The organism is Craterilacuibacter sp. (assembly GCF_051659485.1).
Taxonomy (GTDB): domain Bacteria; phylum Pseudomonadota; class Gammaproteobacteria; order Burkholderiales; family Chromobacteriaceae; genus Craterilacuibacter.
The window spans coordinates 1-20,240 of record NZ_JBOFOO010000343.1; the positions used below are offsets into that span (position 1 = coordinate 1).

A 20,240-nucleotide genomic window follows, 5' to 3' on the forward strand; every position below is an offset into this window, starting at 1 on the left:
ATAGTTTAGCGGTTAGAACACTGCCCTTTCACGGCGGCGGCCGGGGTTCGATTCCCCGTGGAGACGCCAGTTACTTGCTAGTTTTATGTTATACCAGTGCACCTGTAGCTCAGTTGGATAGAGTATTTGGCTACGAACCAAAGGGTCGGGCGTTCGAATCGCTCCAGGTGCACCACAAAGTCTCCATAGTTTAGCGGTTAGAACACTGCCCTTTCACGGCGGCGGCCGGGGTTCGATTCCCCGTGGAGACGCCAAAATTTTGCAAAAGGTCGCGACCAACAGGTTGCGGCCTTTTTGCTTTTCACCCAAGTACCACCAGCAGCGTCCCGGCACTGCACCGCCAATGCCGGGCACCCTACCCTGCCACCTTCACGCGAAGGACACCCGCCATGACCACACCCAACCCGCTCTGGATCGAGTTCATCAAAGCCGTCAAACATGAGGTTATCCCGGCACTGGGATGCACCGAACCGATTTCACTGGCACTGGCCTGCGCCATCGCACGCGAACAGCTAGGCAGCCTGCCCGAGCATATCGATGCCAAAGTTTCAGCCAATCTGATGAAAAATGGCATGGGTGTCACCGTCCCCGGCACCGGCATGGTGGGACTGGCGATCGCGGCAGCTGTCGGTGCCACCGGCGGTGACCCGCAAGGTGGACTGCAAGTTCTGAAAAACATGACACCGGAGCAGGTCGCCGCCGGCAAAGCCATGCTGGACGCCAAACAGGTCAGCGTCAGCATCGCCGACGTACCCAATATCCTGTACAGCGAAGCCACGCTCAGTGCCCATGGCGAGCATGTCCGCGTTTGCATCGCCGATGCTCATACCAACGTGGTACTGATTGAAAAAAATGGCGCCACCCTGTGGCAAGCCCCGGTACAAGACCGCACACAAGGCGGACACTACTCGCTCACCGGTGCCCGCATGCACGAGGTCTACGAATTCGCTAACCGTGTACCGCTTGGCGAGATTACGTTCATTCTGGAAGCTGCGCGCCTGAATAGCGCGCTTGCCGACGAAGGCATGACCGGCCAGTACGGCCTGCATATCGGCGCCACACTGCAACGCCAGATCAAGCAAGGCTTGCTATCGCAAGGCCTGCTGACAGAAATCCTCATCCGCACCACCGCAGCTTCGGACGCACGCATGGGGGGCGCCACCTTGCCGGCCATGAGCAACTCAGGCTCAGGCAATCAGGGCATTGCCGCCACCTTACCGGTCCTGGTGGTGGCTCGCCACCTCAACGCCAGCGATGAAAAGCTGACACGCGCCCTGATACTGTCACACCTGACTGCCATCTATATACACAGCAAACTACCGGCCTTGTCCGCGCTGTGCGCCGTTACTACGGCCTCCATGGGAGCCGCCGCCGGCATGGCCTGGCTGCTGGACGGCAAAGAAGAGTCGGTCGGTATGGCCATTTGCAGCATGGTGGGGGATTTGGCCGGCATGATTTGTGATGGCGCATCCAATAGTTGCGCCATGAAAGTCTCGACCTCGGCCTCATCAGCCTACAAGTCGGTACTCATGGCTCTGGACGATAGCCGCGTCACCGGCAACGAAGGCATCGTGGCGCATGATGTTGATGAGTCCATCGACAATCTGTGCGCCCTTGCCAGCCGCAGCATGCGGGAAACAGACCGTCAGGTTATCGAAATCATGGTGCAAAAAGCCCGCTAAAAACAAAGGCGCCCCAAGAGGAGCGCCTTTGTTTATTACGCAGCGAATCCAGACAGAATCAGACGCGGTAACTCGCTGCCGTCATCAGTTTGGACGAGAGTTTCATCCCCTGACGCAGCGGCAGCGGCAAACGTGCCGCGCCCAAGGCATGCGCCATATCGGCATGCTTAAGCTCATCATCACGCATCTGCGTCACAATGGCACGACTCTTGGCATCCGCCTCGGGCAGGCTTTGCAGGTGGCTATCCAGATGCGCTCCCACCTGATGTTCCGTTTCTTCCAAAAACCCCAGATTCCAGCGATCTCCCAGCAAGCCGGCGGCAACACCGATCGCTAGCGATCCGCCATACCACAGTGGATTCAGCACACTGGTGCGCCCACCCAGCTCGCGAATACGCTGCTCGGTCCACGCCAGATGCTCGACCTCTTCATGTGCCGCTTCTTTCAATGCCTCACGCGCCACCGGGTCACGCGCCGTCAATGCCTGCCCCTGATACAGCGCCTGCGCGCACACCTCACCACAATGATTCACCCGCATCAGACCTAGTGCATGCTGCTTTTGTGCATCGGTCAGCTCACCCTCCTCCAAACCCTTGTCAGGATGCGGGCGGCTACTCAGCGCCGGTGCCAGCAAGGTGCGCAAGCCTTTATCAAACTCGATAATCCATTTATCAATCATGATGAAGCCTTTTTTTCATACCCAATGAACATCATTATACCTTCGCGCCACACAACGCGGACGCCTGCGATATAATCGCCAGACAGTTAAAACCCATGCACCATGACCGCCAACTGGCAATATATCCAATAAGGACCCGAGTCGATGAACCTGAATGCAATTTCCGCCGGCAAGGACATGCCGAACGACATCAATGTCGTCATTGAAATTTCCGCCAATGGCGCCCCGATCAAGTACGAACTGGACAAAGATTCCGGCGCGATCTTCGTTGATCGCTTCATGGGCACCGCCATGTTCTACCCGGCCAACTACGGCTTTGTGCCGCAGACACTATCGCTGGATGGAGATCCGGTTGACGTACTGGTTGTCACCCCGTTCCCGCTGCCACCTGGCGTGGTCGTACGCTGCCGCACACTGGGTATGATCAAGATGGAAGACGAAGCCGGCATCGATGCCAAACTGGTCGCGGTTCCGGTGGAAAAGCTGTGCCCTATGTACAGCAACATCCAGAAACTGGAAGACCTGCCCGAACTCTTGCGCAACCAGATGGTGCACTTTTTCGAGCATTACAAAGATCTGGAAAAAGGCAAGTGGGTCAAGGTTCAGGGCTGGGGCACAATGGAAGAAGCCAAAGCCGAACTGGTCGACGGTATCGCACGCCACCAGCAGCAAGGCTGAATTGCGTTGTAAGCAAATAAAAAGCCGGCCACGCCGGCTTTTTTCATGCACCATACAACAGGCAGATGCCGGATAGTTCTGTCAGGGCAGCATCGGCACCTATCAAAAAATCAAGCCATCGCTTCAGACAAGGCAGGAACCGTGGATATTGTGGCGCATGGCGCAGTAGCTGAAGCCATCATCGGGCGACTGCAACAGGCAGGACATAAGGTAAGCCGGCAACAAGCCGCGCCAGCGGCAGGGCCACGCCTAGTTTTCGACTCGCTAACACTGGATCTGGCCGGCCCGACGCCACAACAGGCCAAGCAATACAGCCAGCACCAGCCGGATACTTATCTTGATCTGGCCGGACACTGGCATCCTGCCGGGCAAAGTCTGGGCTTCATACTTTACGCCGGCGGCAGCGACCTAGCCATCACCACCGCAAACCCCATACTGAATACCCTGGCTCCGGCAGACGGTATCTGGCTGACAAGCGGCCCCGCCGGTAGCGCAACCTTTGTGCGCCAATATATGGATGCAATCGGCTACAGCCTGCATTTAAACCTGACGGAAAAAGTCTATCCGCCGCACTGGCCCGCTCTGCTGCAACATCAGCAACAGTTACTCATCCGACTGCAGCAACTCGCCAGACGCTATGTAGGCACCTATGCCACACCTTCGGCAAGCGAAGCAGGCTACGCTGCATTCCCGGATACAAAACAAGCACATTTTGCACTGGCATTAGCACAATGGTTACTGCTACTAACCGAACACTGCATCAATACCGAAACCCCCATTCAGGGCTAAATCATCCGGCAGCAATGAAAAAACGGCCCGTTTAGGACCGTTTTGTTTAATTCGCCAGCCATACCGCGCAATAGAATTAGCCTGCAACAACCGGCTTTTTGCGTTCGGCCGCAGCACTCGTCGCTTTAGCGGTACTGGCCGCAGCCTCTACACTCGCCTCGGCGAAGTCCGAGCCCATTTTTTTGGCAGTTTTGGACACATTATCAAAAGCGGCACTCGAAGTACTAATCATGGTCTTGAGCGCATTCACCGCCACATCCGTGCCGGCTGGTGCATTCTTGGTCAACTTATCCAGCGAGACCAAAACAACCTGATTAGACTCGGCCACCTGATCTTCAAAAAAAGCAGTCAGCTCATTCTGGGTTTGTACGGCTGCATCGTACAGATTGCGTGCCACACTCAGGCTTTGATCGATAGCAGGCTGTGCTTGGCTGGACTGGAATTCGGCCAGAGCCTTAGGATCCTTTAGCTCAGACAAGGACTTGACCGCCTGGGCATTGTCGGCCAGCAATTTGCGTGACAACTCCAACTGCAGGCTAGCCATACGCTCGGCACCCGACAGGACGATAGAAGACAGACGTACAACCTTATCAAGATTGGTCTGGTTAAAAGCTGCAAAATCTTGTGCACTGGTAAACATGGACTCACTCCTCAAATCACAAAAATTCGGATCACGTCAGCACCAAGAAAAGACCAGCGCCAAACTGATGTTGCGTTGCAACAATGCAATATTAGGCAGGGCATTTGCTCTAGTCAATAAATTGCTGCGGCGCGCAACAAATACCGCCATTTGAAGATGTATTTCCACCACACCCACCACCTGAGCAACAACAAACAAACAAAACGGCATGTTACAAGTACATGTGCGTTGAAAGACTGCTAGCAAAGAATTACACTCTGGCAATTGATTAAAACTATGCAGAATCAGCACACGACAATGAGCCAAACGGTCCATCCCTTAGAAATAAAGTCAGCCAGTCTGGACTTACTGGCTCTGCAGCTGCGCAGCGCTGATCTTTCCCAAATAGAATCCGAGCTGGATCACCGTTTTGGCTTGCGCTTTTCCGACAGGCAAGAAGCATTCGTACTGGATCTGGAACTACTGGCAGAGCCGGCTGCACTTGACCTTGCTGCGGTTCTGGCCAACTGCGCCCGCCGCGGCATCCATATTGTTGCCCTGCGCCATCCGGATCCGGCACTGGCAGATCTGGCACACCGGCATCACCTGGCCTATGCCGCAGCAGGCACGCAAAACCGCAACACGCTACAGGCAGCGGAAACCATCCTGCCAGAGCCCCCTGCCTTCCGTCAGGCAATGGTGATTGATAAGCCCGTGCGCGCAGGGCAACAGATCTACGCCAAAGACGGTGACCTCATCGTGCTGGCTATGGTCAGCGCCGGTGCCGAAGTCATCGCCGATGGCCATATACATATCTATGCGCCATTACGTGGGCGCGCACTAGCCGGCGCCCGCGGCAATACGCAGGCACGCATTTTTGCACACGCCATGGAAGCCGAATTGCTTTCCATTGCCGGCGTGTACCGCACACTGGAACAGGCCCTGCCCGCTTCCATTCAGGGCAAGCCGACACAGGTTTATCTGGAAAACGAACGCCTTGTCATTACAGCCATAGGCGAATGACCGGCCGACCATCATTACCAAGGGAACAGACGTGGCAAAGATTATTGTTGTAACCTCAGGCAAAGGCGGCGTCGGCAAGACGACGACCAGCGCCAGCTTCGCTTCCGGCCTTGCCCTGCGCGGCCATAAAACAGTCGTAATCGACTTTGACGTCGGCCTGCGCAATCTTGACCTGATCATGGGCTGCGAACGCCGCGTCGTCTACGACCTGATCAATGTGGTCAACGACGAAGCCAACCTCAATCAGGCCCTGATCAAGGACAAGAACTGCGACAACCTGTATGTGCTGCCCGCATCGCAAACCCGCGACAAGGATGCCTTGTCGGAAGAGGGTGTCGAGCGCGTACTCAACGAGCTGGCTGAGCAGGGTTTTGAATATATCGTATGCGACTCCCCTGCCGGCATCGAACGCGGGGCGTTGATGGCACTGTATTTTGCCGATGAAGCCATTATCGTCACCAACCCGGAAGTCTCGTCAGTACGCGACTCGGACCGCATTTTGGGCATTCTGTCGTCCAAGTCCAAGCGTGCGGTAGAAGGCCGTGAGCCGGTCAAGGAACATCTGCTGATTACCCGCTATTCGCCGGCTCGCGTAGAAAAAGGCGAGATGCTGTCGGTAGATGACGTCAAGGAAATCCTGCGCGTCCCACTGATCGGCGCCATTCCCGAGTCTCAGACCGTGTTGCAGGCTTCCAACTCCGGCACGCCCGCCATCCACATGAAGGGAAGCGATGCCGCTGAAGCCTACACCGATGTGGTGTCACGCTTTTTGGGCGAAACCTGCCCGATGCGCTTTATCGAGCCACCTAAAATTGGCCTGCTCAAGCGTCTGTTCGGAGGTTGAGCGATGTCACTGATTGATATTATTTTTGGCAAACGCAACAAGACCGCCTCCATTGCCCGTGAGCGCCTGCAGATTATTCTGGCGCACGAGCGTGGCGGCCGCGATGGTGCACCTGACTATCTGCCCGCCCTGCAGCGCGAGCTGATGGAGGTGATTTCGAAGTATGTGTCCGTTAACCAGGAAGACATCAAGGTACAACTGGAACGACAGGACAACTTCGAGGTACTGGAAGTCAATATCGTATTGCCGGAAAAAAACCGCTGATCACCAGACCTATCTCCCCCATACGCGATGCGTATGGGGTTCTTCACCTGCCTGCCGCTGATAAATAACCGACAGGCAACGCCTTAGGCGTAATTGACCTTTACGTATGACGCTGACTGAACTTCGCTATATCGTTGCCGTGGCACGCGAGCGCCACTTCGGCCGGGCAGCCCAAAGCTGCTTTGTCAGCCAACCCACCCTCTCCATCGCCATCAAGAAGCTGGAAGACGAGCTTTCAGTCACCCTGTTCGAGCGCGGGGGGCAGGAGGTCAGCGTCACGGAAATAGGTGAGCGCGTCGTAGAACAGGCAAGGCGGGTGCTGGAAGAGGCAGAAACACTCAAGCACCTTGCGGGCGAGCACCAGAATGAGCTTGCAGGGCCATTGAAGCTGGGCGTGATCTTCACCATCAGCCCTTACCTGCTGCCCAAGCTCATTCCGGCGCTACGCATTCTGGCTCCCGATATGCCGCTGATTCTGGAAGAAAACTACACTGCGCGCCTGACCGATATGCTCAAACGCGGCGAGATTGATGCCATTATTGTCGCGGACCCCTTTGACGAGCCCGGCACACAAATGTGGCCGCTGTACGATGAGGACTTCGTTGTCGCCACCCCCAAGGGCCACCCCTGGGAAAAGCGGGACAGCATCAATGCAGACGAGCTCTCACATGAAAGCGTACTGCTGCTATCCGCCGGCAACTGCTTTCGTGATCAGGTATTGCAAAGCTGCAGCGAACTTTCCGTACGCCAGAATCAGGCCGGCGGGCTGGCCAGCTCCTTGCAGGGCAGCTCGCTCAATACCATACGCCATATGGTCGCCAGCGGCATGGGCATCACTGTTTTGCCGGCTACCTCGGTATCCGCTGCCGATGAAGGCCTGCTATCGGTGATTCCGTTTGCGGCGCCGCCACCCACACGCCGCGTGCTGTTAGTGGCTCGCAAGCAGTTCTTCCGCAAACAGGCACTCAATGCACTCCAACAAGCGGTGTTCCGCTGCGGCCTTGAAAACGTCAGCATGCTGGAAGCGCCCTGAGAACTGCCCCACGCAAAATGCCCCGCACGCGGGGCATGTCTACTCGTCAGCCCCCGTTCAAGCCTGACTACTACGGATCAAGCCTGCCAGACGGGCGATCCCTTCATCGATGCGCGCCGCCGGCGTATGGCTGAAATTCAAGCGCAAATGACCAAGCCCCTCTTCGGGTACAGGGTAAAACGGCTCTCCCGGCATAAACGCCACATTATGTTCCAGCGCCAGCTTCAGCAGGCTACGGGTATCGCGCTTTTCTTTCAGCGTCAGCCAGAAGAACAAACCACCAGACGGTAACTGCCAGTCGGCAAGATCGGAAAAATGCCTTTCCAGTGAAGCCTGCATCACATCGCGCCCTTCACGGTAAGTCGCACGCAAGCGCGCAATATGGGCAGGATAAGCCGCATCATTCAATGCACGCGCGGCAAACCACTGGCCGATACGGTTAGTGTGCAGGTCGGCAGCCTGCTTGAGCTTGACGAGGTAAGGATACAGGTCGGGCGTGGCAATCAGATAACCTTCACGCAAGCCCGGTGCCAGAGTCTTGGAGAAAGAGCCGGCATAAATCCATGAAGCCTGCTTCAAATGCGAAACCAAGGGTGCAGGCGCTTCCCCATCGTACGACAGCGCACGGTAGGGGTCATCCTCGAACAGGGGGATGCCGGCCTGATCGATCACCTCGGCCAGAGCCACGCGGGTGGCTTGGTCGTAACAGGCACCGGACGGATTCTGGAAGCTTGGAATCAGATACGTCATGCGCGGCTTGAATTCGGCTAAGGCCTGCGCCAGATCCGCCGGATCCAGCGAGCCCTGCTGTTGGGGAACGGCATGCACGCTGGCACCGAACAGCTTGAAAACCTGCAAGGCAGCCAGATAAGTCGGCCCTTCAGTCACCAAGGGTGTACCCGGATCAACAAACAGCTTGGCAGCCAGATCCAGTGCCTGCTGCGAGCCGGACAAAATAAGGACCTGATCGGCGCTGCACACTATCCCCATTTTCTGCGCTTCGCGCGCGATCGTTTCCCGCAGCTCGGGCTCGCCCTCGGTGGTGCCGTACTGTGCCAGCGATTGCGGCATATCGCTAAAATCAAGCTCGGGCAGGCACTGCGATGCCGGCAGGCCGCCGGCAAAGGAAATCACTTCGGGGCGTTGCGCGGCCGCCAGTATTTCGCGGATCAGCGAGCCGGACAAGCGTTCGATACGTTGAGAAAACATGGCAGCCTCTTGCATAGTGTCGGAGATTAATGTCAATATATTTGACCAATTTACCGAGCACCTAGGCTGCTGTCAATATGCCTTATAACTACAGCAACAAAGAAATCCGCCACACCATGGCAGCCTTTTTCCATGCCTATCAGGCTTTTACTGCCAAGCCTGACCAGATGCTGGCCGAACGCGGCTTGGCGCGGGTACATCACCGCATTCTTTTTTTTGTCGCCCTGCAGCCCGGCCTGAATGTGGGAGAACTGCTGCAGGCGCTAGGCGTCAGCAAACAGGCCATCAATCTGCCGCTGCGCCGCCTGATTGCCGATGAGCTGATCGCAGCCACCACCGCCAACCACGACCGCAGGGTCAAAACCTTGCGGCTGAGTCCTGCCGGACAGGCACTGGAACAGGCCTTGTATCAGGAACAGCAACGCCTGCTGACGCAGGCATTTGAACAGCTAGGCCCCACCGCCAGCGCACACTGGCTGGCACTCAATCAGGCTTTGGCCGCACGCTAAGCACACGTCAATCAATAGACTGGTAGCGTACGGCACTGATCTCGATTTCTTCCTGCCCATCCGGCCCGCGCAAGAGCACCACATCCCCTTCCCTCGCCTTGAGCAAGACCCGCGCAATCGGTGCAATCCAGCTGATATGACCACGCTCCGGATTGATCTCGTCCACGCCGACAATACTCAATGTCTGCAAAATACCATTGCCGCGCACAATATCGACCGTAGCCGAAAAAAATACCTGATCACAGGCTTCGCGCAATACCGGATCAACGACTTCGGCCACTTCCAGCCTTTTGGTCAGAAACCGAATACGCCGGTCAATCTCGCGCAAGCGGCGCTTGCCATAGATGTAGTCGCCATTTTCCGAGCGGTCACCATTCGAGGCTGCCCAGTTGACGACCTGCACCATTTCCGGCCGCTCACGATGGACCAGTTGCGACAATTCGTCCTTTAGGCGGCGCCAACCCGCCGGTGTAATGTAGTTCTTGCCGCTAGACGGCAAACGGCTTTCAGCCGGCAAGCCCTCCTCGAGATCGTCATCCTCGTCTTCACGCACAAATGCCTTGTTCATCGCTTGCTCCTTTTGCAAAAAACCGCCCGGCACACTACATGCACGGGCGGTTATCGACAATATGACTAGATAGTCGGCAATGCTTAACGGTGTTTTTGCAAGCCGGTCGAAGTCAGACCCGACCACTTCATCACGCCGGCGACTTCCGCTTCGTTCAGCTCATAGAACTGACCGCGCTTCAAGCGGCCCGGCAAACCGATGGAGCCGAAGCGGATACGGATCAAACGGCTAACCGTCAGCTTGAAGTGCTCGAACATGCGGCGCACTTCGCGGTTACGGCCTTCCTTGATCACCACGTTGACCCAATGGTTGGCACCATCTTCACGCCCACCCAGCTGATACACACGCTCGAAGCGGGCCGTACCGTCTTCCAGTTCGACATCCTCTGTCATCGCCTTCATGATTTCCGGGGTCAGCTCGCCCAGTACGCGTACCGAGTACTCGCGCTCGACTTCGAAGCTAGGATGCATCATGCGGTTGGCCAGTTCACCACTGGTCGTCACCAGCAACAGACCGGACGTATTCACGTCCAGACGGCCAATGGCAACCCAACGGCTGGATTTGGCTTGCGGCAGACGGTCAAACACGGTCACACGGCCTTCCGGATCATCGCGCGTCACGATCTCCCCTTCCTGCTTGTGATACATGATGATGCGCGGCAGGCGATCGGCCCACTTGAGCTTGACCTGATTGCCCTTGACCACCACACGATCCTGCGGCCCAACACGGTCGCCCAATGCAGCAACCTTGTTGTTGACCAGAATCAGGCCGGCCGCGATCATTTCCTCGACTTCACGGCGCGAACCGGCACCCGAAGCCGCCAAAGCCTTCTGCAGGCGCACCGGTTCAATCTTGTCCAGATCTACGCGGGTTTCACGCAGGCGCTGCGACTTCTCGACAATCGCCTGAGCCGGAGCACGCAAGGCCAGCTTCTTGGCGCGAGGCACTTTGGGGCCTTCACTGCGCACAAACGGCTTTTTATCAGCAAAAGCAGAACTGCTGCGGCCCTGATCTACCGCTTCACGACGGGCAAACGGCTTGCTGTCGCCGGCATTGCGGTCGCGCTGACCGTAACCGCCTTCGCGCGGCGCATCGCCATCACGGCGTACGAATGGCTTCTTGTCGCCATAATTGCCACGTGCCTGCTCGCTGCGGCCACGCCCCTGATCGGAACCTTCACGACGGGCAAACGGCTTGCTGTCGCCGGCATTGCGGTCGCGCTGGCCGTAACCGCCTTCACGCGGCGCATCGCCATCGCGGCGTACAAACGGCTTCTTGTCGCCATAATTGCCACGCGGCTGGTCGGCACCGTCGCGACGGGCAAACGGCTTGCTGTCGCCGGCATTGCGGTCGCGCTGGCCATGGCCTTCTGTGCGTGGCGATGCCGGCTTGTTGTCTTGTGCATTGCGCGGCTTGATAAAGCTGCCGCCGGTGCGTGGCTGCGAGGTTTCGCGGCCTTTAGCTTGCGACACCGGCTGGCGCGCTTGATTGCTTTGTCCTTTAGACATGCTATTTCCTAATCAACTAGTTTTTCCGCCTCATCAGCGAGGGGGACTTCGCTATCTGGCGTGTCGCCAGAAGCGTTAACCGGCCCGGCATCCGGCACCACCAGATTTCCCAAATCCGCCAAAGGCGGCAAATCACGCAGCGAATGAAAGCCGAGATCATCGAGAAACTTGCGGGTCGTTGCATATAGACCGGGCCGTCCGGGCACATCCTTGTGCCCGATGACTTCTATCCAGCCCCGTTCAAGCAGGGTCTGCACCACGCTGGTCGACACCGTCACACCGCGGATGGCTTCAACATCGCCACGGGTCACCGGTTGTTTGTAGGCAATAATCGCCAGCGTTTCCATCACCGCACGCGAATAACGTGGCGGTTTTTCCGGGTTCAAGCGGGAAAGATAAGGCGTAAATTCGGCACGCGCCCGAAAGCGCCAGCCCGAGGAAAGCTTAATCAACTCCACCCCGCGTCCACGCCAATCCTGCTGTATTTCCTCCAAAATTCCGTTGATCAATGCGACCTTGACATCCTCGGTAAATAGCCGCTTGAGCATGGAAGCCGATAGCGGCTCCTGCGCAGTCAGCAGCGCCGTTTCAAGAACGGTTTTCAGATACTTGAGGTCGGTAAAAAGAGGCATTGAAACCAGATCGAATTTCTAGAGAAAATCACAGGAAGGCGCGGATTTTACACGATTTTTTACCCTGCGTCGCACAATGTAGCCCCTTTTCCTCCGGCACCGATTGCTAACAACATCCGGAGCAACAAATCGCCCGATCACAAAACAGCCTGCCAGCAAAAATCGCCAACTGGCTGACGCTGGATGAAAACCAGCGCCCGCTGCTTAATCTCTACAATTCAGAGTCAACCTGCATCGGGTTAAGCCTGATCCGCACAGCAGGAATACGCATCCGCCTCAGGTATCGCTGATAATGGACAACACGGCCAAGCGCACATAGATGGGCGCATAGGCTGCATCCTGACTGACCTTGACCATCCCCTCCTTGACCAGCTCCAGTAGCGCGATAAAGTTGACCACCAGATGCGCAACGCCCTTATCAGGGTCGAACAGCTCTTCAAATGCGACATAATCACGCCCATCCAGATAGCGCACGATCCAGCTCATCTGCTCGCGCACCGACAATTCGTCCTGCTCAACTTGGTGACTGCGCTGGTTTTTGGCTCGAGACAAAATCGACAGCCAGGCCTGACGCAAATCCAGCGGACCGACCTCGGGCAGGCGTTGTTCGGCACCTTGCTCAATCAGCACCGCCAGCCAGGCAAAGTCACGTTCGGCTTGCGGCAATTTGTCCAAAGCCAGCCCGGCCAGCTTCATCTGCTCATATTCCAGCAGCCGGCGTGCCAGCTCGGCACGCGGATCAGCCACTTCACCAGCCTCATCCATCTGCGGACGAGGCAGCAATAGCCGCGATTTGATCTCGATCAGCAAGGCGGCCATCAGCAGATACTCGGCAGCCAGCTCTAGCCGCTCGACCCGCATCGCCTCGATATAGCGCATGTACTGCGCAGTAATCGGCGCCATCGGGATATCGAGTATGTTCAGGTTCTGCCTGCGGATCAGATACAGCAACAAGTCCAACGGCCCTTCAAAGCTCTCGAGAATGACCTTAAGCGCATCCGGCGGGATAAACAGGTCCTGCGGCAGCTCCAGCACCGGCCGGCCGAAAATATGGGCGAGCGGCGCCAAGGCAGGCAATTCGCCGGCAGGAGGCGCTAAATGGATATCGGTCATGGTCGGCAAGCTGCAATGAAAAACCCCGCGACCATACGCGGGGTTGATGGCAAAACAAGATCCGGCAACTTAATATCCCAAACCCATGGCTTCACGCACATCCTTCATGGTGTCGTTCGCGATCTTGCGCGCACGCTCGCAACCATCGGCAACGATGGCCTTCACCAGTGTCGGGTCATCCAGATACTTCTGCGCACGCTCGAACATCGGTTGCTGTTCCTTGAGCACGCCCTCGATGACCGGCTGCTTGCAATCCAGGCAGCCAATGCCGGCACTGGTACAACCCTTGACCACCCATTCGCGTGTAGTCTCGTCCGAATAGACCTGATGCAACTGCCACACCGGGCACTTGGCCGGGTCACCCGGATCGGTGCGGCGTACGCGTGCGGGGTCGGTCGGCATCGCGCGCACTTTCTTGGAAACCGATTCCGGCGCCTCACGTAACGCAATGGTGTTGCCGTAAGACTTGGACATTTTACTGCCATCCAGGCCCGGCATGCGGCTGGCGGCAGTCAGCAAAGCGGCGGGCTCAGGCAGAATCACCCGGCCCTTGTTTTCCAGGAAGGCAAACAGACGCTCGCGATCACCGATAGACAGGTTCTGGGTGTCGGCCAACAGGGCGCGGGCCGCATCCAGCGCTTCGTCGTCACCATCCTGCTGGTAACGGACACGCATCTGCTCGTACAGTTTGCCTTTTTTGCTCCCCAGCTTTTTGATGGCGGCAATCGCCTTGTCTTCAAAGCCCGGCTCACGACCATACAGATGGTTGAAGCGGCGTGCCATTTCGCGCGTCAGTTCGACATGTGGCACCTGGTCTTCACCGACCGGGACCTGATTGGCCTTGTAAACCAGAATATCGGCGGCCTGCAACAAGGGGTAACCCAGAAAACCATAGGTCGCCAGATCCTTGTGGCTCAGCTTTTCGATCTGGTCCTTATAAGTAGGCACCCGCTCCAGCCAGCCCAGCGGACAGATCATAGATAGCGCCAGATGCAGTTCTGCGTGCTCGGGCACCTTGGACTGGATAAAGATGGTGGCTTGCGCCGGGTCGACGCCGGCTGCCAGCCAGTCGATCACCATATCCCACAGGCTCTCTTCGATCACGCCCACGTCGTCGTAATTGGTGGTCAGTGCATGCCAGTCAGCCACCATAAACAGACATTCGTGCTCGCTTTGCAGCTGAACCCAATTCTTGATAACGCCGTGATAATGCCCTAGGTGTAGCCTTCCGGTTGGGCGCATACCGGACAAAACGCGATCTGCGAACATGAACAATCCTGGAAAAATAAAATTACAAAATCAGATTGAGAAGATCATACACGATATTCATGAATGGCCTGAGGATGGGCGACAGCAAGCCGGTAAACACCAGCCCCAGCAGAATCCAGATACCGTAAGGCTCGATACGCGAATATTTGTAAGCCATGCCCGGCGGCAAAAAGCTCTCGACAATACGTCCACCGTCCAGAGGCAGTAGCGGCATCAGGTTGAGTACCATCAGCACCACGTTGATATTAATGCCAGCCTGACTCATCAGCATCAGGGGCTCGCTATACATGCTGTCGGTCGTGGTCGCCAGTTTGAACAGCAGCACCCAGCCGATCGCCATGGCCAGATTGGACAAAGGCCCCGCTGCCGCCACCCAGCGCATGCCGCTGCGTATCGGTTTCAGATTGCCGAAATTAACCGGCACCGGCTTGGCCCAGCCAAAAATGAAACCGCCGGCAATCAGACCGACCAAAGGCAACAATACCGTACCGACAGGATCGATATGCTTGAGCGGATTGAGGGTCATGCGCCCCATCATAAAAGCGGTGCCATCCCCGAAACGCTTGGCCACATAAGCATGTGCCGCCTCGTGCAGGGTGATAGCCAAAATTACCGGCAAGGCGTAAATAGCAATTTTCTGGATGATATCGTCCAAGAGTACCCCCTTTTTAAATCATGTCATGGCCGCAAGAGGGCGACCTTAATTTTTGTATTTTTGCCTCACAAGCCAAACAAAGCGACATCACCCTTTCCCTGACGGACGAGGGAGACGCCATCGGTCATATCGACGACCGTAGTCGCTTCGGTACCGCACCAGCCACCATCGATCACCAGATCAACCATATTCTCCAGACGCTCGCGGATTTCGTAAGGATCAACCAGCGGCTCTTCATCGCCCGGCAACATCAGCGTACACGACAGAATGGGCTCTTGCAGCTCCTCCAGCAGCGCCAGCGCCACTTGATGATCCGGCACGCGCAAACCTATGGTTGAACGCTTGGGGTGCAAGGTACGCCGCGGGACTTCCTTGGTGGCCTGCAAAATAAAAGTGTAACTGCCTGGCGTCGCACTTTTCAACAGGCGGTACTGGCTATTGTCGACACGCGCATAATTGGCCAAGGCCGACAAGTCGGCGCACACCAGCGTCAGGTGATGCTTGAGATCAATCTGGCGGATCTCCAGAATCCGCTCCATCGCACGCTTGTTACCGAGCGCACACCCCAGCGCATAGCAGGAGTCGGTCGGATAAACGATCACTCCGCCACCCGCTACGATCTTGGCTGCCTCACGGATCAAGCGCGCCTGTGGGTTGTCCGGATGGATAGTGAAAAACTGTGCCATTGCTGCTTCCTTCGCTTGTCCTTGCTGGGTCTCGCCTTAGCTGCCCCAGCCTTTTTCACGCCATACCGGCCGGCATAAAGGCGGCAGTTCTGCCGTCAACCCCACATCACGTCCGCCCTCGCCCGGCGCATGAAAATCGCTGCCGGCGCTGGCCAGCAAAGCAAAGCGCTCGGCCAGCAGGGTGTACTTGTGCATATCGTCAAGACTATGGCTGCCGCTGGCGACTTCTATGGCTTCGCCACCGGCGTCCTTGAAGTCGAGTATCAACCTTTCGGTCAGTGTCGTACCAAAGCCATAGCGCCCCGGGTGGGCAATGACAGCCACGCCGCCTGCCGCCCGTATCCAGTGCACCGCATCGGCAAGGCTCGCCCATTGGTGCGGTACATAGCCGGTTTTGCCGGCTGCCAGAAACTTGCGGAACACCGTCCTCATATCTTTTATATAACCGGCATTGACCATATAGCGGGCAAAATGCGCGCGCCCTATCATCTCGGGATTGGCTGCCAAGGCCATCGCGCCATCAAACGTCCCGCCAATGCCGGCTTTTTCCAAGGCCTGCGCCATGGCATGCGCACGCTCGATACGCCCCTCGCGAATAGACTGCAAGCCGGTTTCCAGCACCGTATGGCCCGGCTCGATGCCGAGCCCGACGATATGAATGGTGTGCTTGCCCCAGCTAACCGATATTTCGACCCCGCCTATCAGGGTGAGACCCAGTTCATGTGCGGTAGCGGCGGCCTCGGCAAAGCCCCGCGTGCAGTCGTGATCGGTGAGTGCCAGCAGGGTCGCGCCGCGTCCGGCTGCACGCGTCACTACATCAGCCGGACTCAAAGCGCCATCGGAAATATTGGAATGAAAATGCAGATCCACACTGGCCATTATTCAAACTCCTGTCGGGATTGCCAGGCTGCCAGACATACACGGTAGCCGGCCAGTTCATGCCGGTAAGTATCCCAGACACAGGGCTCGCAACCGCTACCGCAGCACATGTCATCACTCGGCGCGATGGGGGCTTCCGGCCGCGGGTCGAAGTCGTCAGCGACATCAGCCATGCGTAGCAACGACACGAATACTGAAGCCCTCGCCAGTCACCACTTGTCCCGGGCGGATCTTGCAAGTCTTGCGCAGCTCGACTTCACCATCGACGCAAACCACACCCTCGGCCACCATCTGCTTGCCCATCCCGCCAGACTCGGCAATACCACAAGTTTTTAGCAGGTCACACAGCGCAATGTACTCGTTGCGCAGCTCAAACGTTTCGTTCATTTCTTCACACCCAATCTTGGACAGCCCTGTGCAGACCCTGTTAACAATCCACACAAGCCGTTGAATTTATTTGTATATCCATGCCCGCCGTTTTTTAGGCAGGCCAGCAGCAGTTTGCCCACACTCAGGCGGGACAGCGCTGTGAACGGCATGTGGACAAGCAGACCAAGCCGCTGATTTTATTCAAAAAAACACCGTAGCCTAAATTTTAGTCAGTACTACAGCGCCTTGCCTCGCCAGCGCAGCCCATGACTGCTGCAGCCTTTGCTCGTGCGGGCCGCAGACCTCGGCCACCCCCCCGCCTTGCGGCAGCAGCGCCTCGCGATAAAGAGCAAACAAATAGTCACGCTCTTCAGGGTGGCTACGCAAAGGATCCGCCTGCCACGGGATATCCGGATGCGCGAGCAGGATCAGGCCATAATGATAATCTTGGCACAAACGCAATACCGTCTCGCTAGCCGCACCAAAAGCCACTTCAGCCCAGATACGGCAAGTCAGCGCATTAGTATCGCACAGCACGATGTCTGCATCTGCCGCCGCCTCGTCCTCCAAAGCGCACTGACCTAGCGCAATCGCGTCGATATCGGACAAAGTCGGCAGATAGGGCCGGTGGGCATAATAGGTACGGGCAAACTCGTCGACACAAGCCACCTTAACACCGGCTTGCTGCAATCTAATGCCCAGCGCCTGCACCAGCGTGGTCTTACCACTAGACTCCGGTCCGACAACGGCAACACGCAGTGCTTGCAACATCAAGGTTTTCTGCCCGGCAAAGGGGAGAGATTATACGACTCAGAACACCAGGCCGGGCAGTTTCTCACCATAACGGGGGACAGCCCTGTGCAAGGGCTGTGGACAATCGCCGCGAAAGCCCGCCATATCAGGCTTAACCGCCTGCTGCACAAAAAACAGGCAACACGGAAAGATACTCACCACCCGATAGAAAAATCCTGTGCACACACTGTGCGCAAGCATGCTAAGGCTCTGAATTAAAAACCAAAACCAGCAGCGCCTGTTTTTTAAGCGGGTATCGACATCTCGCCGGCCCAATCGCACAGCAAGCGGGCCTGACGCGCTTCCGGGGCCAAGCTCATCGATGCCAGCACCGTCAACTTGGCCAGTGCTGCCTCCGGCGTCATGTCAAAACCGGGTAAAGCCCCCGCCTGCGCCAAAGGCTGACTGGCAGCATAAGCCCCTACAGCCACCGCGCCTTTCATGACTTGGGTCAGATTCAAGACCGGTAGATTCCGGCGACTGGCCGAGGCGACGCCTTCAAGCAAGACACGCTCTGCCGGTGCATTACCATTACCGTAACTCATCAGTAGCGCACCGTGATGCTCACCTTGCAGCAAGCTACCAAAACTGGCGGCCGCCGCACCCGGCATCAACAGCAACGGCAGTATTTTCACCTGCTCGTCCAGTTGCTGCGCAGCAAACACGCCTGCGCCTTTACGCCACACACTGCGCTGCCAATCAATAGTGATACCGAAGCGGGCCAGCGTTGGTGCATTAGGACTGGCAAAACCGGAGAAACTGGCGGCATCTACTTTGCGGGCACGACAACCGCGCAACAATACCCGATCGAAAGCGAGCACGACTTCATGCAAATCGCTTTGACAGGCGGCCTCGAACGCATCGGCCAGATTACTCCAGCCATCGCTACGAGGATGCACCAGTGGCAATTGCGAACCGGTGATCACCACCGGCTTGGCGAGGTTCTGCAAGGCAAATGCCAGCACGCTGGCGGTGTAGGCCATGGTATCGGTGCCATGGATAATCACGAAACCGTCGTAAGCATGGTAATGCTTGGCGATATCGGAGATCAGCCGGTTCCAGTCCGACAGCGCAATCGCCGACGAGTCTATCAACTGCGGATACTCGATCAGATCGAAATCCAGCACTTCGCTTTGAAAACGCACAAGCAGACCCGGCAACAGGCCGGCCACTGGCGCCAATCCTTGCGGCGTGTGCCCCATGCCAATAGTGCCGCCGCTATACAGTACAAGAATACGTTGACCCATCCCGCTTCCCTCGCAAATTAACTGGCCCGATATTAAACAAAAAGGCGCTCCCATTACAGGAACGCCTCTGTCTTTGAACGCCAAATACTTGGCTTTAGCTGCCTTACAGACCGTTAATCAGCACAAAACCAACCAGTGCCGGCGCGATATAGCGGCAGGTCATCTTCATGGCAGGCAACCACAAGGCACTACTTGGGGTATTGGCCGCCAGTTGCGCCTCAATTTGAGGCCATATTTTCCAGCCCACCAGCAAAGACAATAACACCCCATTCAAAGGCATCAAGACATTGGATGTGGCGTAGTCCAGCAGATCGAATACGCCCTTGCCAAACAGGGTGTATTCACTCCACACCCCCAATGACAGCGAAGCAGGTACGCCGAGCGCAAACATCAGGCTGGCCATCATGATTGCAGCCGGTACCCGCTTCATATGGAATTCATCAATCATGAAGCTGGTTACGACTTCCATCAGCGAAACGGCAGAAGTCAGCGCGGCAACCAGCAACAGCACAAAGAACACAACCGCGAACAACTGCCCGCCCACCATTTTGGCAAACACCGCCGGCATGGTAATAAAGGTCAGGCCCGGCCCGGCAGAGGGATCAAAGCCGAAAGCAAACACGGCGGGCAGTACCATCAGGCCAGCCAGCAGGCACACCGCCGTCGTCAGCAATACGACCCATACTGCTGACCCCGGAATAGAGGTGTCTTTTTCCACGTAAGAGCCATAGGTAATCATCGCGCCCATGCCCAGCGACAGCGAGAAGAAAGCCAGCCCCAGCGCATCGATGACCGTCTTGGCGCCAACCTTGGAAAAATCTGGAGTGAGGAAGTAAGCCACGCCATCGAGTGCACCCGGCAAAAACAGGCCACGTACGATCAGTACCAGCATCATCACGAAGAGTGCCGGCATCAGGAATTTGGACAGATTTTCAATGCCCTTTTGTACGCCGCCCAGCACGACGCCGACCGTCAGCGCCATAAAGGCTGCGTGATAAAACAGGGGCTCGGTCGGACTGGAAATAAAATTGCCGAAAATAGTGCCCAGCACTTTGGCATCGCTACTGATGATCTCGCCACCTATCGACTTGGCGATATAGGCTATCGTCCAGCCACCCACCACGCTATAGAACGACAGGATCAAAAACCCCACCAGCACACCCATATAGCCGACCAGTGCCCAGTGCTTCCCG

At 56.8% G+C, this 20,240-nt stretch carries 25 protein-coding genes and 3 tRNA genes; 11 read left to right on the forward strand and 17 right to left on the reverse strand.

Features of this window, described 5'->3' with window-relative positions; translation table 11 throughout:
• The 4 genes from ACRC1E_RS11635 (at position 1) to ACRC1E_RS11650 (ending at position 1,682) form a co-directional block, all read left to right on the forward strand.
• Positions 1–69: transfer RNA gene (locus ACRC1E_RS11635), tRNA-Glu, on the forward strand.
• Positions 70–98: 29 nt separating this feature from the next.
• Positions 99–175 (forward strand) — tRNA-Arg (locus tag ACRC1E_RS11640).
• A gap of 4 nt (positions 176–179) precedes the next feature.
• A tRNA-Glu gene (locus ACRC1E_RS11645) sits at positions 180–254 on the forward strand.
• A 135-nt stretch (positions 255–389) separates the two neighbouring features.
• Positions 390–1,682: an L-cysteine desulfidase family protein gene (locus tag ACRC1E_RS11650; protein ID WP_438515258.1), complete on the forward strand. Its 1,293-nt coding sequence runs from the start codon at positions 390–392 to the stop codon at positions 1,680–1,682.
• A 58-nt stretch (positions 1,683–1,740) separates the two neighbouring features.
• Here the strand turns inward: ACRC1E_RS11650 and coq7 are convergent, their stop codons facing one another.
• A complete protein-coding gene (coq7, locus tag ACRC1E_RS11655) occupies positions 1,741–2,361 on the reverse strand; it encodes a 2-polyprenyl-3-methyl-6-methoxy-1,4-benzoquinone monooxygenase (RefSeq protein WP_438515259.1) in 621 nt (206 codons plus the stop codon).
• A 144-nt stretch (positions 2,362–2,505) separates the two neighbouring features.
• On the opposite strand from coq7, the gene ppa reads away from it, so the two are divergent.
• Positions 2,506–3,039 (forward strand): inorganic diphosphatase, encoded by a 534-nt coding sequence (ppa, locus tag ACRC1E_RS11660; protein WP_438515260.1) that lies wholly within the window; start codon positions 2,506–2,508, stop codon positions 3,037–3,039.
• Between the two features lie 141 nt (positions 3,040–3,180).
• The gene (locus ACRC1E_RS11665) at positions 3,181–3,828 is read left to right on the forward strand and encodes a hypothetical protein (RefSeq protein ID WP_438515261.1); all 648 of its coding nucleotides are present in this window, start codon (positions 3,181–3,183) and stop codon (positions 3,826–3,828) included.
• Positions 3,829–3,904: 76 nt separating this feature from the next.
• Here the strand turns inward: ACRC1E_RS11665 and ACRC1E_RS11670 are convergent, their stop codons facing one another.
• Together ACRC1E_RS11670 and ACRC1E_RS11675 are read right to left on the reverse strand one after the other, a co-directional pair.
• Positions 3,905–4,468: a phasin family protein gene (locus tag ACRC1E_RS11670; protein ID WP_438515262.1), complete on the reverse strand. Its 564-nt coding sequence runs from the start codon at positions 4,466–4,468 to the stop codon at positions 3,905–3,907.
• Positions 4,469–4,504: 36 nt separating this feature from the next.
• Complete coding sequence (locus tag ACRC1E_RS11675) at positions 4,505–4,666, reverse strand: hypothetical protein (protein ID WP_438515263.1); 162 nt, start codon at positions 4,664–4,666, stop codon at positions 4,505–4,507.
• A gap of 99 nt (positions 4,667–4,765) precedes the next feature.
• Here ACRC1E_RS11675 and minC point away from each other — a divergent pair, with 99 nt between their 5' ends.
• The 4 genes from minC to ACRC1E_RS11695 all read left to right on the forward strand — a co-directional run bounded on the left by minC (position 4,766) and on the right by ACRC1E_RS11695 (position 7,611).
• Positions 4,766–5,470, forward strand: a complete 705-nt coding sequence (gene minC / locus ACRC1E_RS11680) for a septum site-determining protein MinC (RefSeq protein WP_438515264.1) — start codon at positions 4,766–4,768, stop codon at positions 5,468–5,470.
• A 31-nt stretch (positions 5,471–5,501) separates the two neighbouring features.
• A complete protein-coding gene (minD, locus tag ACRC1E_RS11685; RefSeq protein ID WP_438515265.1) occupies positions 5,502–6,314 on the forward strand; it encodes a septum site-determining protein MinD in 813 nt (270 codons plus the stop codon).
• 3 nt (positions 6,315–6,317) lie between these two features.
• On the forward strand, positions 6,318–6,578 hold the full coding sequence (gene minE, locus ACRC1E_RS11690) for a cell division topological specificity factor MinE (RefSeq protein WP_438515266.1): 261 nt from the start codon (positions 6,318–6,320) through the stop codon (positions 6,576–6,578).
• A 106-nt stretch (positions 6,579–6,684) separates the two neighbouring features.
• A complete protein-coding gene (locus ACRC1E_RS11695) occupies positions 6,685–7,611 on the forward strand; it encodes a LysR substrate-binding domain-containing protein (RefSeq protein ID WP_438515267.1) in 927 nt (308 codons plus the stop codon).
• Positions 7,612–7,668: 57 nt separating this feature from the next.
• Here the strand turns inward: ACRC1E_RS11695 and ACRC1E_RS11700 are convergent, their stop codons facing one another.
• Positions 7,669–8,820 (reverse strand): PLP-dependent aminotransferase family protein, encoded by a 1,152-nt coding sequence (locus ACRC1E_RS11700; protein WP_438515268.1) that lies wholly within the window; start codon positions 8,818–8,820, stop codon positions 7,669–7,671.
• Between the two features lie 77 nt (positions 8,821–8,897).
• Between ACRC1E_RS11700 and ACRC1E_RS11705 the strand changes: the two genes are divergently transcribed.
• Positions 8,898–9,329 carry a MarR family winged helix-turn-helix transcriptional regulator gene (locus ACRC1E_RS11705; RefSeq protein WP_438515269.1) on the forward strand — a complete coding sequence of 144 codons (432 nt, stop codon included), beginning with the start codon at positions 8,898–8,900 and terminating at the stop codon, positions 9,327–9,329.
• A 7-nt stretch (positions 9,330–9,336) separates the two neighbouring features.
• Here the strand turns inward: ACRC1E_RS11705 and greB are convergent, their stop codons facing one another.
• The 13 genes from greB to ACRC1E_RS11770 form a co-directional block, all read right to left on the reverse strand.
• Positions 9,337–9,897 carry a transcription elongation factor GreB gene (greB, locus tag ACRC1E_RS11710; RefSeq protein ID WP_438515270.1) on the reverse strand — a complete coding sequence of 187 codons (561 nt, stop codon included), beginning with the start codon at positions 9,895–9,897 and terminating at the stop codon, positions 9,337–9,339.
• An 83-nt stretch (positions 9,898–9,980) separates the two neighbouring features.
• Entirely contained in the window at positions 9,981–11,405 is a 1,425-nt protein-coding gene (locus ACRC1E_RS11715) for a pseudouridine synthase (protein WP_438515271.1), read from the reverse strand.
• Positions 11,406–11,413: 8 nt separating this feature from the next.
• The gene (gene scpB, locus ACRC1E_RS11720) at positions 11,414–12,037 is read right to left on the reverse strand and encodes an SMC-Scp complex subunit ScpB (RefSeq protein WP_438515272.1); all 624 of its coding nucleotides are present in this window, start codon (positions 12,035–12,037) and stop codon (positions 11,414–11,416) included.
• A gap of 276 nt (positions 12,038–12,313) precedes the next feature.
• On the reverse strand, positions 12,314–13,150 hold the full coding sequence (locus ACRC1E_RS11725; RefSeq protein ID WP_438515273.1) for a segregation and condensation protein A: 837 nt from the start codon (positions 13,148–13,150) through the stop codon (positions 12,314–12,316).
• A 69-nt stretch (positions 13,151–13,219) separates the two neighbouring features.
• Positions 13,220–14,419: a tryptophan--tRNA ligase gene (locus ACRC1E_RS11730; protein ID WP_438515274.1), complete on the reverse strand. Its 1,200-nt coding sequence runs from the start codon at positions 14,417–14,419 to the stop codon at positions 13,220–13,222.
• Between the two features lie 22 nt (positions 14,420–14,441).
• Positions 14,442–15,074 carry a site-2 protease family protein gene (locus ACRC1E_RS11735; protein ID WP_438515275.1) on the reverse strand — a complete coding sequence of 211 codons (633 nt, stop codon included), beginning with the start codon at positions 15,072–15,074 and terminating at the stop codon, positions 14,442–14,444.
• A 65-nt stretch (positions 15,075–15,139) separates the two neighbouring features.
• Positions 15,140–15,760 carry an L-threonylcarbamoyladenylate synthase gene (locus ACRC1E_RS11740; protein ID WP_438515276.1) on the reverse strand — a complete coding sequence of 207 codons (621 nt, stop codon included), beginning with the start codon at positions 15,758–15,760 and terminating at the stop codon, positions 15,140–15,142.
• A gap of 36 nt (positions 15,761–15,796) precedes the next feature.
• Positions 15,797–16,639, reverse strand: coding sequence for a 3',5'-nucleoside bisphosphate phosphatase (locus ACRC1E_RS11745; protein WP_438515277.1), 843 nt, complete (start codon positions 16,637–16,639; stop codon positions 15,797–15,799).
• Positions 16,639–16,812 (reverse strand): oxidoreductase-like domain-containing protein, encoded by a 174-nt coding sequence (locus tag ACRC1E_RS11750; protein WP_438515278.1) that lies wholly within the window; start codon positions 16,810–16,812, stop codon positions 16,639–16,641. Before ACRC1E_RS11750 ends, ACRC1E_RS11745 begins: the two co-directional genes overlap by 1 nt.
• Positions 16,805–17,026, reverse strand: coding sequence for an RNA-binding S4 domain-containing protein (locus ACRC1E_RS11755; RefSeq protein WP_438515279.1), 222 nt, complete (start codon positions 17,024–17,026; stop codon positions 16,805–16,807). Before ACRC1E_RS11755 ends, ACRC1E_RS11750 begins: the two co-directional genes overlap by 8 nt.
• A gap of 201 nt (positions 17,027–17,227) precedes the next feature.
• Positions 17,228–17,779, reverse strand: a complete 552-nt coding sequence (locus tag ACRC1E_RS11760) for an AAA family ATPase (RefSeq protein WP_438515280.1) — start codon at positions 17,777–17,779, stop codon at positions 17,228–17,230.
• A 266-nt stretch (positions 17,780–18,045) separates the two neighbouring features.
• Positions 18,046–19,047, reverse strand: coding sequence for an asparaginase (locus ACRC1E_RS11765; protein WP_438515281.1), 1,002 nt, complete (start codon positions 19,045–19,047; stop codon positions 18,046–18,048).
• 103 nt (positions 19,048–19,150) lie between these two features.
• On the reverse strand, positions 19,151–20,240 hold a 1,090-nt coding region (locus ACRC1E_RS11770), incomplete at its 5' end, for a sodium-dependent transporter (protein ID WP_438515282.1).

Bases quoted from the DNA above. Each gene is read 5' to 3' on its own strand.
- ACRC1E_RS11750 (WP_438515278.1), bottom strand. From the start codon at position 16,812: ATGGCTGATGTCGCTGACGACTTCGACCCGCGGCCGGAAGCCCCCATC.
- ACRC1E_RS11695 (WP_438515267.1), top strand. From the start codon at position 6,685: ATGACGCTGACTGAACTTCGCTATATCGTTGCCGTGGCACGCGAGCGC.
- ppa (WP_438515260.1), top strand. From the start codon at position 2,506: ATGAACCTGAATGCAATTTCCGCCGGCAAGGACATGCCGAACGACATC.
- ACRC1E_RS11760 (WP_438515280.1), bottom strand. From the start codon at position 17,779: ATGTTGCAAGCACTGCGTGTTGCCGTTGTCGGACCGGAGTCTAGTGGT.
- minC (WP_438515264.1), top strand. From the start codon at position 4,766: ATGAGCCAAACGGTCCATCCCTTAGAAATAAAGTCAGCCAGTCTGGAC.
- scpB (WP_438515272.1), bottom strand. From the start codon at position 12,037: ATGCCTCTTTTTACCGACCTCAAGTATCTGAAAACCGTTCTTGAAACG.
- coq7 (WP_438515259.1), bottom strand. From the start codon at position 2,361: ATGATTGATAAATGGATTATCGAGTTTGATAAAGGCTTGCGCACCTTG.
- greB (WP_438515270.1), bottom strand. From the start codon at position 9,897: ATGAACAAGGCATTTGTGCGTGAAGACGAGGATGACGATCTCGAGGAG.
- minE (WP_438515266.1), top strand. From the start codon at position 6,318: ATGTCACTGATTGATATTATTTTTGGCAAACGCAACAAGACCGCCTCC.
- ACRC1E_RS11715 (WP_438515271.1), bottom strand. From the start codon at position 11,405: ATGTCTAAAGGACAAAGCAATCAAGCGCGCCAGCCGGTGTCGCAAGCT.
- ACRC1E_RS11755 (WP_438515279.1), bottom strand. From the start codon at position 17,026: ATGAACGAAACGTTTGAGCTGCGCAACGAGTACATTGCGCTGTGTGAC.
- ACRC1E_RS11740 (WP_438515276.1), bottom strand. From the start codon at position 15,760: ATGGCACAGTTTTTCACTATCCATCCGGACAACCCACAGGCGCGCTTG.
- ACRC1E_RS11730 (WP_438515274.1), bottom strand. From the start codon at position 14,419: ATGTTCGCAGATCGCGTTTTGTCCGGTATGCGCCCAACCGGAAGGCTA.
- ACRC1E_RS11650 (WP_438515258.1), top strand. From the start codon at position 390: ATGACCACACCCAACCCGCTCTGGATCGAGTTCATCAAAGCCGTCAAA.
- ACRC1E_RS11745 (WP_438515277.1), bottom strand. From the start codon at position 16,639: ATGGCCAGTGTGGATCTGCATTTTCATTCCAATATTTCCGATGGCGCT.
- ACRC1E_RS11705 (WP_438515269.1), top strand. From the start codon at position 8,898: ATGCCTTATAACTACAGCAACAAAGAAATCCGCCACACCATGGCAGCC.
- ACRC1E_RS11765 (WP_438515281.1), bottom strand. From the start codon at position 19,047: ATGGGTCAACGTATTCTTGTACTGTATAGCGGCGGCACTATTGGCATG.
- ACRC1E_RS11670 (WP_438515262.1), bottom strand. From the start codon at position 4,468: ATGTTTACCAGTGCACAAGATTTTGCAGCTTTTAACCAGACCAATCTT.
- ACRC1E_RS11700 (WP_438515268.1), bottom strand. From the start codon at position 8,820: ATGTTTTCTCAACGTATCGAACGCTTGTCCGGCTCGCTGATCCGCGAA.
- ACRC1E_RS11725 (WP_438515273.1), bottom strand. From the start codon at position 13,150: ATGACCGATATCCATTTAGCGCCTCCTGCCGGCGAATTGCCTGCCTTG.